The 15,263-nt window shown below is 63.8% G+C and carries 13 protein-coding genes; 1 reads left to right on the forward strand and 12 read right to left on the reverse strand.

Annotation, left to right across the window (positions count from 1 at the left end; translation table 11 throughout):
• Positions 1-13: 13 nt before the first annotated feature.
• The 6 genes from FSY59_RS18680 to arsC form a co-directional block, all read right to left on the reverse strand.
• On the reverse strand, positions 14-1,381 hold the full coding sequence (locus FSY59_RS18680) for an ATP-binding protein (RefSeq protein ID WP_003051568.1): 1,368 nt from the start codon (positions 1,379-1,381) through the stop codon (positions 14-16).
• Complete coding sequence (locus FSY59_RS18685) at positions 1,378-2,037, reverse strand: response regulator transcription factor (RefSeq protein WP_148729049.1); 660 nt, start codon at positions 2,035-2,037, stop codon at positions 1,378-1,380. The genes FSY59_RS18680 and FSY59_RS18685 overlap by 4 nt, the downstream gene beginning before the upstream one ends.
• 153 nt (positions 2,038-2,190) lie before the next feature.
• Positions 2,191-2,595 (reverse strand): hypothetical protein, encoded by a 405-nt coding sequence (locus FSY59_RS18690; protein ID WP_003051562.1) that lies wholly within the window; start codon positions 2,593-2,595, stop codon positions 2,191-2,193.
• A gap of 87 nt (positions 2,596-2,682) precedes the next feature.
• Positions 2,683-4,236 (reverse strand): ATP-binding cassette domain-containing protein, encoded by a 1,554-nt coding sequence (locus FSY59_RS18695; protein ID WP_003051559.1) that lies wholly within the window; start codon positions 4,234-4,236, stop codon positions 2,683-2,685.
• Positions 4,237-4,519: 283 nt separating this feature from the next.
• Positions 4,520-6,055, reverse strand: a complete 1,536-nt coding sequence (locus FSY59_RS18700; protein WP_029158496.1) for a Do family serine endopeptidase — start codon at positions 6,053-6,055, stop codon at positions 4,520-4,522.
• 171 nt (positions 6,056-6,226) lie between these two features.
• Positions 6,227-6,607, reverse strand: coding sequence for an arsenate reductase (glutaredoxin) (arsC, locus tag FSY59_RS18705; protein WP_003051556.1), 381 nt, complete (start codon positions 6,605-6,607; stop codon positions 6,227-6,229).
• 122 nt (positions 6,608-6,729) lie between these two features.
• Between arsC and FSY59_RS18710 the strand changes: the two genes are divergently transcribed.
• Entirely contained in the window at positions 6,730-7,740 is a 1,011-nt protein-coding gene (locus tag FSY59_RS18710; protein WP_148729050.1) for a tripartite tricarboxylate transporter substrate binding protein, read from the forward strand.
• Between the two features lie 18 nt (positions 7,741-7,758).
• Here FSY59_RS18710 and FSY59_RS18715 read toward each other — a convergent pair whose 3' ends face one another.
• The 6 genes from FSY59_RS18715 to FSY59_RS18740 form a co-directional block, all read right to left on the reverse strand.
• Positions 7,759-9,111, reverse strand: coding sequence for a nucleobase:cation symporter-2 family protein (locus FSY59_RS18715; protein ID WP_003051551.1), 1,353 nt, complete (start codon positions 9,109-9,111; stop codon positions 7,759-7,761).
• Between the two features lie 286 nt (positions 9,112-9,397).
• Positions 9,398-10,786: an 8-oxoguanine deaminase gene (locus FSY59_RS18720; RefSeq protein ID WP_003051548.1), complete on the reverse strand. Its 1,389-nt coding sequence runs from the start codon at positions 10,784-10,786 to the stop codon at positions 9,398-9,400.
• Positions 10,787-10,888: 102 nt separating this feature from the next.
• Positions 10,889-11,797, reverse strand: a complete 909-nt coding sequence (locus FSY59_RS18725) for a LysR family transcriptional regulator (RefSeq protein ID WP_019042988.1) — start codon at positions 11,795-11,797, stop codon at positions 10,889-10,891.
• A 51-nt stretch (positions 11,798-11,848) separates the two neighbouring features.
• A complete protein-coding gene (locus FSY59_RS18730; RefSeq protein ID WP_148729051.1) occupies positions 11,849-12,610 on the reverse strand; it encodes a 1-acyl-sn-glycerol-3-phosphate acyltransferase in 762 nt (253 codons plus the stop codon).
• Positions 12,611-12,799: 189 nt separating this feature from the next.
• Positions 12,800-14,092, reverse strand: coding sequence for a dihydroorotase (locus FSY59_RS18735; protein ID WP_043375077.1), 1,293 nt, complete (start codon positions 14,090-14,092; stop codon positions 12,800-12,802).
• A gap of 207 nt (positions 14,093-14,299) precedes the next feature.
• Complete coding sequence (locus FSY59_RS18740; RefSeq protein ID WP_003051536.1) at positions 14,300-15,262, reverse strand: aspartate carbamoyltransferase catalytic subunit; 963 nt, start codon at positions 15,260-15,262, stop codon at positions 14,300-14,302.
• Position 15,263: the final 1 nt, after the last annotated feature.

The raw sequence follows: 15,263 nt of genomic DNA on the forward strand, positions 1-15,263 counted from the left end.
ATCGATTGTCGGACTAGGCCTGAGGCCACAGGACCCGGACACGCAGGCCGCCCAGTTGCGGTGACTCGTCAAGCAAAAGCTCAGCACCACTGCTTTTTGCAATGCTCTGCACAATTGCCAGCCCCAGTCCACTGCCGCCGGCCATCCCACCAGCACCCTGACCACGCACAAAGCGCTGCAGAACGCGCTCGCGCTCGGCCGCGGCGATGCCCGCGCCCGAATCCTCCACCACCAGCGCCCGCCCTTGCTCGTCCTGCAGCCAGCCCACGTCGACACGCCCGCCTGCAGGCACGTACTTGATCGCGTTGTCCAGCAGATTGCGCAGCAGTACTGCCAGCGCCTCCGCGTCTGCAGGCACGCTGAATGAGGACTGCTGCTGCGGCTCCTCACTCAAACCCATGTCCAGCCCTTTGGCCTGGGCTGCCGGTGCGGCATCCACCAGAGCCTGTTCAACCAGCAAGCGCAAGTCAGCCAGCGGCGCGCCTTCGGCCTGCGGCTTGGCCTCCTGCCTGGCCAATGCCAGCAATTGCTCCACCAGGCGCCTGGCGCGCTCGATGCCTTCCGCGAGGCGAGCCTGTGCCGCCTCGCGCTCGACGCTGTCCGTAGCTTTGCGCAGCAGCTGCAATTGCAGCTGCAAGGCGGCCAGCGGCGAGCGCAACTCATGTGCTGCGTCTGCCACGAAATTCTGCTGAGTCTCAAAAGCCTCGCGAACGCGCTGCAGCAAGCTGTTGAACTCCTGCACCAAAGGGCGCATTTCATCCGGCAAATCATGCTCCGCAACCGGCGCCAGATCCTGGGGCTGACGCAGGGCCAACTCCCTGCGCACCCGCTGCACGGGCGTCAGCGAACGCCGAATCACCCACCATACGGCCAGAGCCAGCAGCGGCAGCAGCAACACCACAGGCAGCAGGCTGCGCCAGGCCGCAGCGCGCGCCAGAAGTTGACGCACGCGCATGTCCTGGGCAACCTGAATCACCTGAGAGCGTGTCTGCAGCGAGAACACACGATAGGTGGTGCCACGCGCCGGCACATCGGCAAAGCCCAGCACGGCCATCTGGGGCAGAGCCTCGCCCAGGGCCGACTCGAAGATTCTCAGGCCCTCATTGGTCCAGACCTGCACGATGAATTCGTTGTTCTCATCTTCGGGCGGTGCCCCCTGCGCCCGGCCTTTGACATCGACTGGCAGACCCGCCCGCAGCGCAAACGCCGTCTGCTGCATCTGGTAATCGAACAAGGTATCGGTCTGCTCCAGTGCATTGCGATATGCAAATGCCCCCTGCAGAACAGCCACCAGCAAAATCGCCATGCCGATGAACAGCAACAGGCGTCCGCCCAGCGAACCAGGCAGCCTCGGCCGCTTCAATGCATGGTTTTTGCTCATGGTCTGGGCACCATATATCCAAGACCGCGCACATTGAGCACCGCTGCGGCGCCGAGCTTTTTACGCAGCCCGTGGATATAGACCTCCACGGCATTGCTGCTGACCTCATCGCCCCAACCGTAAAGCTTGTCTTCGAGCTGCTGGCGCGACAGCGTGGCCCCGGGCCTTGCCAGCAATGCCTGCAGCACCGCCCATTCACGGCCTGACAGGGTGACCGGCTGACCATTCACGCTGGCTTCGCGGGTATTGGGGTTCAGCATGATGCCGCCATGCTCGTACACAGCCTCCAGATGCCCGGCCGCGCGGCGTGCCAGTGCACGAATGCGGGCCAGCAGCTCATCCATGTCATAGGGTTTGATGACATAGTCATCGGCCCCTGCGTCCAGGCCGGCAATGCGATCACGCACCCCATCACGCGCCGTGGCGACCAGCACGGGCGTTGCGTCCTTGCGCGCGCGCAGCTGACGCAGCACCTGCAGGCCGTCCATTTCCGGCAGCCCCAGATCGAGCAGAACCAGATCGTACTGATGTCCGCGCAAGGCCATATCGGCCCGGGCTCCGTCCTGAACCCAGTCCACCACATAGCCTTCGCCACGCAGCAGTGCCTGCACGGCCTGGCCGATCATGGTGTCATCTTCAACGAGCAGTAAACGCATGGCGCAAGGATAGCGCCGCTAAAGCGGGAATGCCCAGTACCAGAAACAAAGGGTGCATCGCAAGCCGCCTGCATGCCCGCAAGGCGAAAGGTGGCAAGCGATGCAGCCTCGCCCTGAGCGGGCAAGCCGCCGCCTCACATGAAGGGCTGCCGGTTACACCGCAGCTTCGATGCCCGGCATGGCCATGCGCGCCTTGGTCAACGCCATGCCCAGATTGGCAGTACGGCGGCAGACAAAGACGGCCACATAGTCGGGCACGGCCTTGCTGCGCAGAAAGACATGAATCAGGTTATCGCTGTTGATGATGATTTCCTGAAAGTAGTGATGGCCATCATCGCTGATGCCGCGCGAACGCTTGAACAAGGTCTCGATCATCGAGACATTGGGGCCGTTGAACAGATCGGCCGTGGCGGCCGCCACCAGATCAATCACTTCGCGCGGGTGGGAATCCACGGTGCGAATCGATAGCAGCATGCCCGAGGCAGCATCCACATAACCAGCGGCCAGACATTCAGGCACCGAAGCCACGGCCTGCGTCAACACAGCATCCAAACTCATTGGGTTCTCTCTTTCCTATTGCTTATCTTTGGCGTCATGCACCCTTACCCAGTCGGCAAGGAACATGTCAAAGCGGTCTTGAAAACATCACGCCATCTTCTGCAGCAATGCGTTTTCGAATTCATATAGCAGCGCCTCCTGTGTCTCGGACTGCACGTACTGCGCGTCAATCAATCGCACACGACGCAAAGCCTCTTCGGCAGTCAGGCCCTCGCGCACCAGCCAGGCCGCCAGCACGGTGCCGGTGCGACCCAATCCGGCAAGACAGTGCACGGCCAGCACCTCGCCACGACGCAGGGCGGCAGACATGCGCGCCAGCAGCATCTGCATCTGTGCCACCGTGGGCGGCTCGTGGTCATAGACAGGCAGGTGAAAGTTCCTGAGCCCGTTGCGGGCCAGCGCCTCCTGCGGGAAATCTCTCTCCGTCAGCGTGATCAGCATGGTGACGCCACAGCGACCCAAGGCCTTGAGATCGGCGTCCATGTCGTGCACCACGCCCGGCCAGGGCGTACCTGCCAGCCGCCCTGGCACCAGCCAGGAAAATCCGCTCGGGCCACGGCTGGCTGGCACGGCATTTTCAGCGGCCAGCAATGGCTGCATTTCCATCAGCACGGCCGCATTGACGGGGCGAGGCTGATAACGGTCTCTAGCGGTCGTGCCAGATGCCGCTAGCCCTGCGGCCGCAACCGGCCTAGGCGCCGCAGGCTCCGATGCCGATACAGGCTTTGCCGCAGGCAGCACGGGTTCCACGACCTCGCTCACGGCTGAAGACGATATGCGCAGGTCGGAAAATTCAGCAATGGCCACCAGGGCTGCAGCAGGCAAGGGAGGCGGCGGCAGCACATCGTCGGCCAGCTCATGCACAGGCGTTCCCGGCATGGGGACGGCGCAGCTGCCGCTGCGCACAAACTGCTGACCGGCAGCGCTGAGCGGATGCTGAATGAACTGCGCCATTGCCGCAGCTTCCTGGATACGCCCACCGGCGAGCAACAGCATCTGCTGCGCAGCAGCCTGGGCATGCTGCTGCTGGTGCGTGACCAGCAGCACACTGCGGTGCTGACCGATCTGCTTGATCACGTCCAGCAGCAAAAATGCCTCATAACCCTCCAGCTCGGCCGTGGGCTCATCGATCATCAACACTGCCGGCCTGGCCCAGGCCTCGCGCAAAATGGCCACGGCACGCTGCTGCACCGCACTCAACAGCATGGTGGGCTTGTCCAGCACCTGGGCCAGCTCGGCCAGGCCATAGTGCTGCAGTTGCTCGCTCACCCAATGGCGCCATTGCAGTGGTGCACGTGGCTCGCTCTGGCGCGCCTTCTCGATCAGCGCATCCAGGGTGTTGGCGCGCATCAGCCTGGCATGCTGCTGCACCAGGCGAGGCAAGACCTGCTCGCCATCGGCGCTCAAAGGCATGTGCAATGGCTGATCGGCATAGACCACCTGCCCCCAGCTGCGAAAGCGCGGATTGCTCGCATTCAGTCCAGCCAGCGTGCGCAGCAGCGTGGACTTGCCCGTGCCCGCAGGACCGAGCAAAGCGGTTACGCCTGATTGCGGCAGCGTGAAATCCACTTCGGCCAGAACCACTCGTGGACCGAATGAAGCGCCCAGGCCTTGCACTTGCAGACTGTGTTGCTGATCCAAGAATGTCCCCTTCGCAGCGCCTGCTTCGAGGGCCGTCACGATTTGTTTGCGGCCACACCGAATCGCCACCGCATGGCGCCAGAAAAGGCGAATGAATGTTTGGCCGGCAGTCTATGGCATTACATCCTCAGCAACTCGTTACCTCTGGAAACATGACAACAACATGGGGAAATCCACTTTAAAATCATTTATTTAGATGTTTTTTGTTTTAAATCAATAAAAAGCGGATAAAGAAAAACCGCAACCGGAGCGGTTGCGGTTTTCTGCGTAGTCAAGGCGCCATTCAACCCAGTCGCACCGGCACAAAGATCTTGTTGCCATCGCGCCAGATCAGCACGGCCACGGTCTTGTCCGCCTTGGCGACTGCGGCCCGCACCTCGTCGACATTCCCGGCAGGCGCGCCGTTGATGGACAACAGCACATCGCCCTGGCTGATGCCTGCGGCAGCAGCCGGACCGCTGGCCTGGGCCACCAGCAGACCGGAATCCACGCCGATCTGCTGCTTCTCCTCGGGCTGCAGGGGGCGCAGCGCCAGACCCAGCTTGCCCTTGTCACCATCGGGTGAAGACTTGGCCACCTTCACCGCCTTGTCACTGGCATCGCCCAGAGTTGCGCTCAGGGTCTTGGATTCACCCTTGCGCCAGACTTCCAGTGTCACTTTCTGCCCGGGCAGGGCCTGGCCGATGAAGGCTGGCAGATCGCCGGAGCCGACCACAGGCTTGCCATCCACCTTGCGCACCACATCACCAGGCTCCAGACCGGCCTTGGCGGCGGGGCCGTTCTTCTCGACACTGGCCACCAATGCACCTTCCGGCTTGTCCAGCTTGAAGGAGTCGGCAAAGGCCTGGTTGACCTCCTGCACGCTCACGCCCAGCTTGGCATGCTGTGCCTTGCCTGTTGTCTGAATCTGCTGTTGCACACGGGTTGCCAGTTCGATGGGAATCGCAAACGAAACCCCCTGATAGCCGCCCGAGCGGGTGTAGATCTGGCTGTTGATGCCCACGACCTCGCCCTGGGCATTGAACAGCGGGCCACCGGAGTTGCCGGGGTTGATTGCCACGTCCGTCTGCAGAAAAGGCACAAAGGAGTCATCAGGCAGAGAACGCCCCTTGGCACTCACCACACCGGCCGTCACGCTGTTTTCAAATCCGAAGGGCGAGCCTATCGCCAGCACCCAGTCCCCCACACGCAGCTGGCTGGTCTGGCCCAGCTTGACCGTGGGCAGACCGCTGGCGTCAATCTTGAGTACCGCCACATCGGTCTTGGGATCGGCTCCCAGCACCTTGGCCCTGAACTCGCGACGGTCGTTGAGCTTGACCGTCACTTCCTTGGCTCCGCGCACCACATGGGCATTGGTCAGAATCACGCCATCGCTGGAAACGATAAAGCCCGAGCCCTGTCCGCGCATGGGTGTATCGGGCTGCTGCGCACGCGGCCCCATGCCTTGACCACCGGGCATGCCTGGAATGCCGAACTGGCGGAAGAATTCAAAGAAGGGATCGTCAGGGCTGATGCCTGGGCCCTGTGGCTGACGTTCGCTGGCTTGGTCGCCTTCATCGTCGCTCATGGCACGAGAGGAACCCACCACGCTGATATTGACCACGGCCGCGCCATTACGCGCCGTGATATCCGCAAAATTGGGAGCATTCACCGCAGGCAGGTTAGGCGCTGCGGGCTGCACAACCACTGCAGACTCGGTGGCCTGGGCTGCGCTGCGGGTTCCCACCAGACCGGCACCGGTGGCGCCCAGTGCGCCAATCGCACCAGCAGCCACCAGGGCCATCACCAGTCGGCGAGGCGTGGACAGAATTGTGTTCATGGTCATCCTTTCAAAGAAAAGCACCGGATCGGTGTCATTGAAGGGAAGTTTGACCATCCACACTTAGGCGAGACTTAGGCGCTCTCGGTTTTCAGCAAGGCACCTGAATCGGCATCCACCGCCGCTTGCCGCCCCGTGACCCAGGCCTCTTGCGCCTGAGACTCGCCTCACTCAGATCAGCTCCAGTACCAGCTCCGGCGGACGGCAAAGTCTGGCGCCCTTGGGCGTGACCACGATGGGGCGATTGAGCAGCACCGGATGCGCAGCCACGGCCTGAATCAGCTGCACATCGCCGACAGCGGCGCTGTCCAGACCCAGCTCCTTGAACTGGGCCTCCTTGCTGCGCAGCAAGTCGCGCACAGGCACGCCCAGATGCGCCACCAGCTCGGCCAGCTCTGGCGCAGTCAGTGGTGTGGCGAGGTAATCCACGATATTGGGTTCGATGCCACGCTCGCGCAGCAATGCCAGAGCGCCACGCGAATTGCTGCAGCGGTTGTTGTGGAAGATGGTGACATCGGGACGATTCACGGGGGTGTCTGTACTTGTACTCATGGCGGCAGTGTAGCGAGCCCGGCGTTGCCCGCAGTCGCTGCATAGCAGCTATGCCGGCAGCGCCAGAGCCAGGCTGTGCGCCATCTCATAGACTGTCTGCAAAACATCAAGAGGAGACATCAATGACCGCTTTCACCGAGCACGAGCCCCTGGCGCTGACCCGTCGCCAGTGGAGCCAATGGGCTGCAGCAGCCGCACTGGGAGGGCCGGCCGGGACAGCCCTGGCGCAAGATGCCAAATACCCCGCCAAGGCCATACGCCTGGTCATCCCGTTCACTCCCGGCGGCTCTGCCGACATTCTTGGACGTGCTATCGGTCACGAGCTGACCCTGGCCTGGGGCCAGAGTGTGGTGCCGGAAAACGTTGCCGGCGCAGGCGGCAGCATTGGCGCCGACCGCGTGGCCAAGGCCGTTGCAGATGGCTACACCCTGCTCATGGGCCATGTGGGCACGCTGGCCGTCACACCCACGCTCTACCCCAAGCTGCCTTACGACCCGATCAAGAGCTTTACGCCTCTGGCCTGGGTTGCGCGTGTGCCCAATGTGCTGGTCGTGCATCCTTCGCTGCCGGTCCATGATCTGGCATCGTTCATCAGCTATGCCAAGGCCAATCCCGGAGCGGTGAACTTCAGCTCGGGCGGCAACGGCAGCGCCGCGCATATGACCATGGCCTATCTGAGTCTGCAAGCAGGGCTGAAGATGCAGCATGTGCCCTACAAGGGCACGGCCCCCGCCGTCAATGATCTGGTGGCCGGTCAGGTGCAGGCCCTGTTCACCGGCATTCCCGCCGTGCTTGCGCAGATCCGCGCAGGCCAGATCAAGGCGATTGCCGTGTCGTCACCGCAGCGCATCCCTGCGCTGTCCAATGTGCCCACCGTGGCCGAAGCAGGCCTGCCCGGCTTCGAGGCCGACCAATGGTATGGCGTGGTCGGCCCGGCCAACATGCCTGCCGATGTGGTCGCCAGGATCAATCAGCAGATCAACGCGTCGCTCAAAAGCCCTGCCATTCTGGAACGTCTGCAAAGTGAAGGCGCCCAGCCCATGCCCGGCACGCCCAAGGTCTTTGGCGATCTGATCGTCAAGGACCTTGCGCGCTGGCGCAAGGTCATCATCGACAGCAAGATGACGCTGTGAGCGGGCAGCACTGAGGCGTCAGGCCGCAGCAGAAGTGGCGGTCACGGCAGCCGTCGCCGGCTCCAGCTCTTCCTCATGCGCATCGAGCTCGCGCCCCGGCAGCAGCAGATTCAGGCCTACGGCCACCAGCGCCCCCACGGTGATGCCTGAACCAAAGACCTCGCGTACAAAGGCTGGCATCTTGGAGAGCAGATCGGGCCGCACCGTCACGGCCAGACCACAGCCCAGCGAGACCGCAATGATCAGGCCGCTGCGACGCGTCTGCTCTGCGCTGCTGAGCATGCGGATGCCGGCCAGAATGATCATGGCGAACATCATCAGACCCGCGCCGCCAAGCACGGGCTGGGGAATCGTCACCACCAGCGCGCCAAGCACCGGGAACAGTCCGGCCAGCAGCAGCATCACGCCGGTCAGCATCACCACATGGCGGCTGGCCACGCCGGTGAGCGAAACCACGCCCACGTTCTGCGCGAAGGTGGAAACCGGCGGGCTCGACATCACGGCAGCAAAGGCCGAGCCCACGCCGTCACACAACATGCCGCTGGCCAGGCGCTTGCCGCGGATCGGCGTCTGCGTTGCCGCGCCCAATGCCATGAAAGTGCCGGTGGTCTCGACAATGGTCACGAGAAAGGCGATGGACATGGCAACGATGCCCGATACCGGAAAGCTCATACCGAAATGCAACGGCTGCGGAATCGCGAAGATCGGCGCCTCGCGCACCTGGGTGAAGTCGATCAGACCCAGGGCCAGGCACAGCAGATAACCGCAGGCAATCCCCAGCACCACGGCCGATGCAGAGATCACGCCCTTGCCCCATTGCACAAAGCCGATCACCAGCGCCAGCACAAAGCCCGCAATCGCCAGATTGCCCACGGCGCCGTAGCTGCCGCTGCCCACGCCGCCTGCGGCCCAGTCCACGGCGACGGGCGTGAGCGACAGCCCGATCATGGTCACGACCACGCTGGTCACGGTATGCGGAAAGAAGCGACGGATCACCGGCATGAAAAAGCTGCCGATGATCATCACCAGCGAGCCCACCAGTGAGGAGCCCAGGATGCCGGGAACGCCATGCTCCAGCCCCACGCTGATGCCCGCGCCGACAAAGGCAAAGCTTGTACCCATCACGCAAGGCAGGCGTATGCCGACAGGTCCCACGCCGCGGCACTGGATGATGGTGACGACGCCCGAGCCCAGCAAAGCCGCATTGACCAGGGCCACGATCTGGTCGGCCGGCAGCTTGAGCGCACCGCCGAACACCAGCGGTACGGCGATGATGCCGCCCAGCGCGGCGAGCAAGTGCTGCAGCGAAAGCAGCGTGGTGGTGATGAGGCTGGGCGGACGGTCTTCCACCCCGTAAAGCAGTTTTTCCATGGTCTTGTCTCCTGTTTTTTAGGTATGCAATCGCCGGGGAATAGGCTTCCCCGCGAAGGCCACAAGACTAAGCACGCAACCGGGAGCTCTCATATGCCGTTGCCGATACAGCCCATGCGCGGCGCCGTATAGCTTGTCCGGAATCGAGAAAGAATTTCTGGCACTCCAAGTCACCTGACACCAGTCCCGAGCCCACTTTTCTTCCAGTGCCACAAAGGCTTGGAATCTCTCTCACACCGATGTCCGGCCATCGCAATGGCCCCACGATGACCGTCATCGGAAAGTCTCAATGCCCTGCTGCAGCCCGCTCGAACAGGCTGCGCGCAAGATGGCGGTGCTGGCCCAGCACGATGGGCAGATCGGCGGTCAGCAGGCGTCCATCCTCGACCACCACACGGCCGTTGATGACGCTGCTGGACACATTGGCCGGCGTGCAGAACACCAGCGCCGCCACGGGGTCATGGCCTGCGCCCGCATAGCCGACAGCCTCCATGTCGAAGGCCACGAAGTCGGCCGACATGCCGGGAGCCAGCGCACCGATGTCGTCGCGGTTGAGCACGCGTGCACCGCCCAGCGTGGCAATTTCCAGCGCCTCGCGGGCACTCATGGCCGCCGGGCCGTAGCCCACGCGCTGCAGCAGCATGGCCTGGCGCGCCTCGCCCAGCATGTGGGCCCCGTCGTTCGATGCGCTGCCGTCCACACCCAGGGCCACGGGCACGCCCGCATCGCGCATGCTGCGAATGGGCGCGATGCCAGAGGCCAGGCGCATGTTGGAGCATGGGCAGTGCGCCACACCGGTGCCGGTGCGTGCAAACAGCGCAATGCCTTCGGGATCGAGCTTGACGCAATGCGCATGCCAGACGTCGCGCCCTACCCAGCCCAGGTCCTCGGCATATTGCGCCGGGGTCAGGCCGAACTTCTCCCGCGAGAAAGCCACGTCGTTGTCGTTCTCGGCCAGATGGGTGTGCAGCGATACGCCATGCGCACGCGCCAGCACCGCCGATTCGCGCATCAGATCGCGGGTCACCGAGAACGGCGAGCAGGGCGCCAGCACCACGCGCAGCATGGAGTGGCGCGAGCCGTCGTGGTACTGCTGGATCAAGCGCAGGCTGTCGCGCAAAATGGCCTCTTCCTCCTCCACTACCACATCGGGCGGCAAGCCGCCCTTGCTGCGGCCCAGGCTCATGGAGCCGCGCGCGGCGTGAAAGCGCATGCCCATCTGCTGCGCAGCCGCGATGGAGTCGTCCAGGCGCGAGCCATTGGGAAACAGGTACAGATGGTCGCTGGTCGTGGTACAGCCCGACAGCATGAGTTCGGCCATGGCGGTCTGGGTCGAGACATGGATCATCTCGGGCGTCAGGTGCGACCACAGCATGTAGAGGTTCTGCAGCCACGAGAACAGCTCGGCATCCTGAGCGGCCGGCACGGCACGCGTCAGGCTCTGGTACATGTGGTGGTGGGTGTTGACCAGGCCCGGCGTCACGACCTTGCCTCGCATGTCCAGCACGCGCGCCTGGCCCTCGTCTGCCATGCGGCGGTACTGCGCCGGCAGTTCGGCCGTTGCGCCCACCCACAGCAGGGCTGGGCCGTCCGCCACCAGCGCGCCATCTTTGATCTCGCGGCGCTGCGCATCCATGGTGACCAATACGTCGGCATTCAGGGCTATCAGGGTCATGGTTTCTTTCTCTCTAAACAAGAAGCGCAAGTCTAGAGAGCCGCCCAAGCGCGCGATAGCGCTGAATTCCGCCAACCATGTCCACAAAATGTGGACAAAGAATCAGTGTTTTCTCGCGTAGAGCCGCGCCAGCGCGGATTCGATGCTTGCCGCCATGAGTGCTGCGGCGGCACTCAGCTCCGCGCCCTTGCGCACAAACAGCATCAGGGTCTGGCGCTGCAGATGTGCGTCGCGCAGAGGCACGAAACTGAGCGAGCCGCGATCCAGCTCCTCCAGTACATCCAGCGCGTTGAGCAGGGCAATGCCTTCGCCCAGCATGACCAGGCGCTGTATCAGGGCCATGGAGGTGGACTCGGCCACCGGCGTCACCTCGATGGCACTGCGCGCGAAGGCTTCGTTGAGCAGACTGCGTATGGTCAGGGCCGGTGCCGGCAGAATCAGCGGATGACCCACGCATTCGCTGAGCAGCAGCGACGACTGATGGGCCAGTGGGTGCTTGACCGGCAGGATGGCTCCGATCTGCCATTCGCTGGCTGCCAGCATGCGCAAACCGGGTCTCGGAGCCAGATCGTAGGCAAGACCCAGGTCCACCTCCCCTGCTTCCACGGCAGACACAATGGCCTGTATGGGCAGGTCGATGACACGCACGACCATCCCCGGATGGCTGCTGCGAAAGTCATGCACCAGCGATGGCAGCAAGGAGCCCGCCAGGCCGGACGTCGCCGCCACCGTGATCTCGCCGCGTCTCATGCCCTTGAAGTCGGCAATGCGTTCGCACAGCGCTGCATGTTCGCGCAAGGTGCTGCGCACATGGGTCAGCACCATCTCACCCAGAGGCGTCAGACGCAGGCGATTGTGGATGCGGTCGAACAGCGGCGCACCCAGCTCGGCCTCCAGATCGAGGATCTGCCGGTTCACGGCCGTGGGAGCCACATGCAGGTACTCGGCCGCCTTGCGGATGGAGCCGCGGCGGACCACTTCATCGAGATAGCGCAAAACTCTGGCGTGCATGCGCGCAGCCTACACGGGTTTGAGCGGCTGCGGAAAGCGCCGGCAGAGCACCTAGTTCTGGCGCAGCCTGTCCACCTCGGTGTGCAGGTCCTTGGCCCAGGCGCGGCGGTCGCGCCCCTGGGCAGTCTCTGCCTCGCCGTAATGCACCACGGCAATCAGCTGTTCCGAGCAAAGCACGCGCCAGATGGAGCCCAGCAGGGTCTCGTCGCCCACATAAGTGGCGGCATAGCTGGTGCCGCCGGTTGTGCCGTCGACAAAGCGCAGCCCCACGGGCTGCACCGGCGCATCGCATTGCACGGCAGCCTCGAGCAGATTGGAGTGAAACGAGAGCAGGCTGCGCCCGTCGCCCGTCGTCCCCTCGGGAAAGACGGCCAGGATTTCGCCGCGTTTGAAGGCCTCTTCCATGGCGCCCACCATGCGCACTGCATCGCGGCGCGAGCTGCGCTGGATGTAGAGCGTGCCCGCTGCCGTCGCCAGCGTGCCGATGATGGGCCAGCCCTTGACGTCGGACTTGGAGATAAAGCGGCAATGGCGTGCCGCATGCAGCAGGGGAATATCGAGCCAGGAGATATGGTTGCTGACCATCAGCACCGGCCCCTTGGCTGGCGGCAGGCCTCTGACCTCCAGCTGCACCCCGGCGCGCAACAGCAGCGCTGCGGCCCAGGCCTGCACATGCTCGTGCTGCTGCTGGTAGTGCAGCTGCGGAAAGCGAAACGCCACGATCCAGGTGCCCTTGGCCACATGGGCCAGCAGACGCAGTCCGCGCCAGACTGCGCGCAAGCCGGTTCTGATTTTGTGCAAGCCGTTTGCCATGATTTCCAGGAAGTTTAGCGACTCAACTCAGAGGAGATGCAGCAACTTGAAACGGATAACGCCTAAAACCGACGCACACCAACAAAGTGACAGCGAGCAAGGGCCGCCCCGCAGCGAGGCTGTCGTTCCCCTCCCCTAGCGGGAAGCGCGTAGAGAGAGGGGGAAGGCGCAAAGCGCCTCAGGGGGTGCTTATCTCTGATAAGCGACAGCGCCGTCAACGATAGTCGTTACCACGCGCGCGGGCAGCTCGTAGCCATTGAAGGGAGTGCTCTTGCCCTGGCTTTGCAGCGCCTTGGGATCGACCGTCCACTCAGCCTCGGGGTCGACGATGCACAGATCGGCCACGCCGCCCACGCTGAGCCGTCCCAGCAGGGACTGCTGTTCGCCCAGCGCACTACCCAGCACGGCCACGGGCGCCGAAGTCACGACGGCCAGTGCGCGGTTCAGCGGCACCTTGTAGTCGCGGCTCCACTTCACGGCGATGGACAGCAGCAGCTCCACGCCGGTCGCACCGGGCTCGGCTTCGGCAAAAGGCAGCACCTTGGCGTCTTCGTCCACCGGGCAGTGATCGGACACCAGCGCATCGATGGTGCCGTCCGCCAGTGCGGCAGACAGTGCATCGCGGTCGCGCTGCTGGCGCAGCACGGGCACCACACGGGCGCTGCTGTCGAAGTAGCCGATATCGTTCTCGGTCAACAGCAGCGAGTTGATGGACACGTCGGCGGTCACGTTCAGGCCTTCGGCCTTGGCTCGACGCACCAGCTCCACGCCTGCGGCGCTGGAGATGCGGCACAGGTGAATCCGGGTCTGCGAGCCACGGATCAGCTCGAAGATGGTGTGCAGCGCAATCGTCTCTGCCGCCACGGACACCCCGGCCAGACCCATGCGGGTAGCCAGCGCGCCGCTGGCGGCCACGCCCTTGCCCAGATCCTTGTCCTGCGGGCGCAGCCACACGGCATAGCCAAAGGTGTTGGCGTAGCTCAGCGCACGGCTCAGCGTGGTGATGCTGGACAGCGGCACGTCCGCCTGGCCGAAGGCCACGCAACCGGACTCAGTCAGCTCGGCCATCTCGGTCAGCGTTTCGCCCTTGAGGCCTACGGTCAGCGCCCCCATGGGGAACAGACGCGACTTGTGCTGCTTCTCGGCACGGAACTTGAGCATTTCCACCAGGCCCTGCTCGTCGAGCACAGGCTCGGTATCGGGCGGGCAGACCAGGCTGGTCACGCCGCCTGCCACGGCAGCCGCCATCTCGGACTGCAGCATGCCTTCATGCTCGTGGCCGGGCTCGCGCAGGCGCACGGCCAGGTCCACCAGACCGGGCAGCACCCACTGGCCCGAGGCGTCGATTTCACGCTCGGCCACAAAGCCATCGGGCACCGTGCCGATGGCGACGATCACGCTGCCATCGATGGCGATATCGGCCTGCTGGTCAAAACCTCGTGCCGGGTCCATCACCCGGCCATTGCGAATCAGAATTTTCATGGTTTGGCACCAAATTGGCCACCAGCCCTTATCCCATAAGCGCCAGCAGCTATAAAAATATCTCTAAAAACCGTCTCCACCAGCAACTGCCGTTTGCTTCGTCGACTTTCGCACGGGACACCGAGCTAGGGCCGTCCCGACGCGAGGATGTCGTCCCCCTCCCGCCTTGCGAGAGAGGAGGAAGCCGCACAGCGGCTCAGGGGGTGTTCAAGCCTCGTTCCCCGCGACGATGGACATGACGGCCATGCGCACCGCGATACCGAAGGTCACCTGCGACAGGATCACGGCCTGCGGGCCATCCACCACGGCGGAGTCGATCTCCACGCCGCGATTGATGGGGCCGGGGTGCATGACGATGGCATCGGGCTTGGCCAGCTCAAGGCGCTTTTCGGTCAGGCCGAAGCTCTTGAAGTATTCCTGGCTCGAAGGCAGCAGCGCCCCGCTCATGCGCTCGTTCTGCAGGCGCAGCATGATGATGACGTCGCAGTCCTTGATGCCCTCCTCCAGATTGTGGAAGACGCGCACGCCCATGCTGGCCATGTCCGAGGGCACCAGGGTACGCGGGCCGACCACGCGAACCTCGGCAGCGCCGAGCGTGGTCAGGGCGTGGATGTCCGAGCGCGCCACGCGCGAGTGCAGCACGTCGCCCACGATGGCCACGCGCAGATTGGAGAAATCCTGCTTGTAGTGGCGGATGGTGTACATGTCCAGCAGACCCTGGGTGGGGTGGGCATGGCGGCCGTCGCCGGCATTGACCACATGCACATGCGGCGCCACATGTTTGGCGATCAGATAGGGAGCACCGGACTCGCTGTGGCGCACGACAAAGATGTCGGCCGCCATGGCCGAGAGATTGTCGATGGTGTCCAGCAGGGTCTCGCCCTTGCTGGCCGAGCTGCGCGCAATGTCCAGGTTGAACACGTCGGCCGACAGGCGCTTGGCCGCAATCTCGAAGGTGGTGCGGGTACGCGTGCTGTTCTCGAAGAAGAGATTGAACACGCTCTTGCCGCGCAGCAGAGGCACCTTCTTGACTTCACGGTCGTTGACGCTGACGAAGTTGCTGGCCGTGTCGAGAATCTGGGTCAGGATGTCCTTGGACAGGCCTTCGGTGGAGAGCAGGTGGATCAGCTCGCCGTTCTTGTTGAGTTGTGGGTTGCGCTTGTACAGCACG

Source organism: Comamonas sp. Z3 (assembly GCF_008121565.1).
Taxonomy (GTDB): domain Bacteria; phylum Pseudomonadota; class Gammaproteobacteria; order Burkholderiales; family Burkholderiaceae_C; genus Comamonas; species Comamonas brasiliensis.

What these genes read in the sequence shown, in the direction of transcription:
- FSY59_RS18690 (WP_003051562.1), bottom strand. Translation starts at nt 2,595, where the DNA reads ATGAGTTTGGATGCTGTGTTGACGCAGGCCGTGGCTTCGGTGCCTGAA.
- FSY59_RS18730 (WP_148729051.1), bottom strand. Translation starts at nt 12,610, where the DNA reads ATGGCAAACGGCTTGCACAAAATCAGAACCGGCTTGCGCGCAGTCTGG.
- FSY59_RS18685 (WP_148729049.1), bottom strand. Translation starts at nt 2,037, where the DNA reads ATGCGTTTACTGCTCGTTGAAGATGACACCATGATCGGCCAGGCCGTG.
- FSY59_RS18710 (WP_148729050.1), top strand. Translation starts at nt 6,730, where the DNA reads ATGACCGCTTTCACCGAGCACGAGCCCCTGGCGCTGACCCGTCGCCAG.
- FSY59_RS18715 (WP_003051551.1), bottom strand. Translation starts at nt 9,111, where the DNA reads ATGGAAAAACTGCTTTACGGGGTGGAAGACCGTCCGCCCAGCCTCATC.
- FSY59_RS18725 (WP_019042988.1), bottom strand. Translation starts at nt 11,797, where the DNA reads ATGCACGCCAGAGTTTTGCGCTATCTCGATGAAGTGGTCCGCCGCGGC.
- FSY59_RS18680 (WP_003051568.1), bottom strand. Translation starts at nt 1,381, where the DNA reads ATGAGCAAAAACCATGCATTGAAGCGGCCGAGGCTGCCTGGTTCGCTG.
- arsC (WP_003051556.1), bottom strand. Translation starts at nt 6,607, where the DNA reads ATGAGTACAAGTACAGACACCCCCGTGAATCGTCCCGATGTCACCATC.
- FSY59_RS18720 (WP_003051548.1), bottom strand. Translation starts at nt 10,786, where the DNA reads ATGACCCTGATAGCCCTGAATGCCGACGTATTGGTCACCATGGATGCG.
- FSY59_RS18700 (WP_029158496.1), bottom strand. Translation starts at nt 6,055, where the DNA reads ATGAACACAATTCTGTCCACGCCTCGCCGACTGGTGATGGCCCTGGTG.
- FSY59_RS18735 (WP_043375077.1), bottom strand. Translation starts at nt 14,092, where the DNA reads ATGAAAATTCTGATTCGCAATGGCCGGGTGATGGACCCGGCACGAGGT.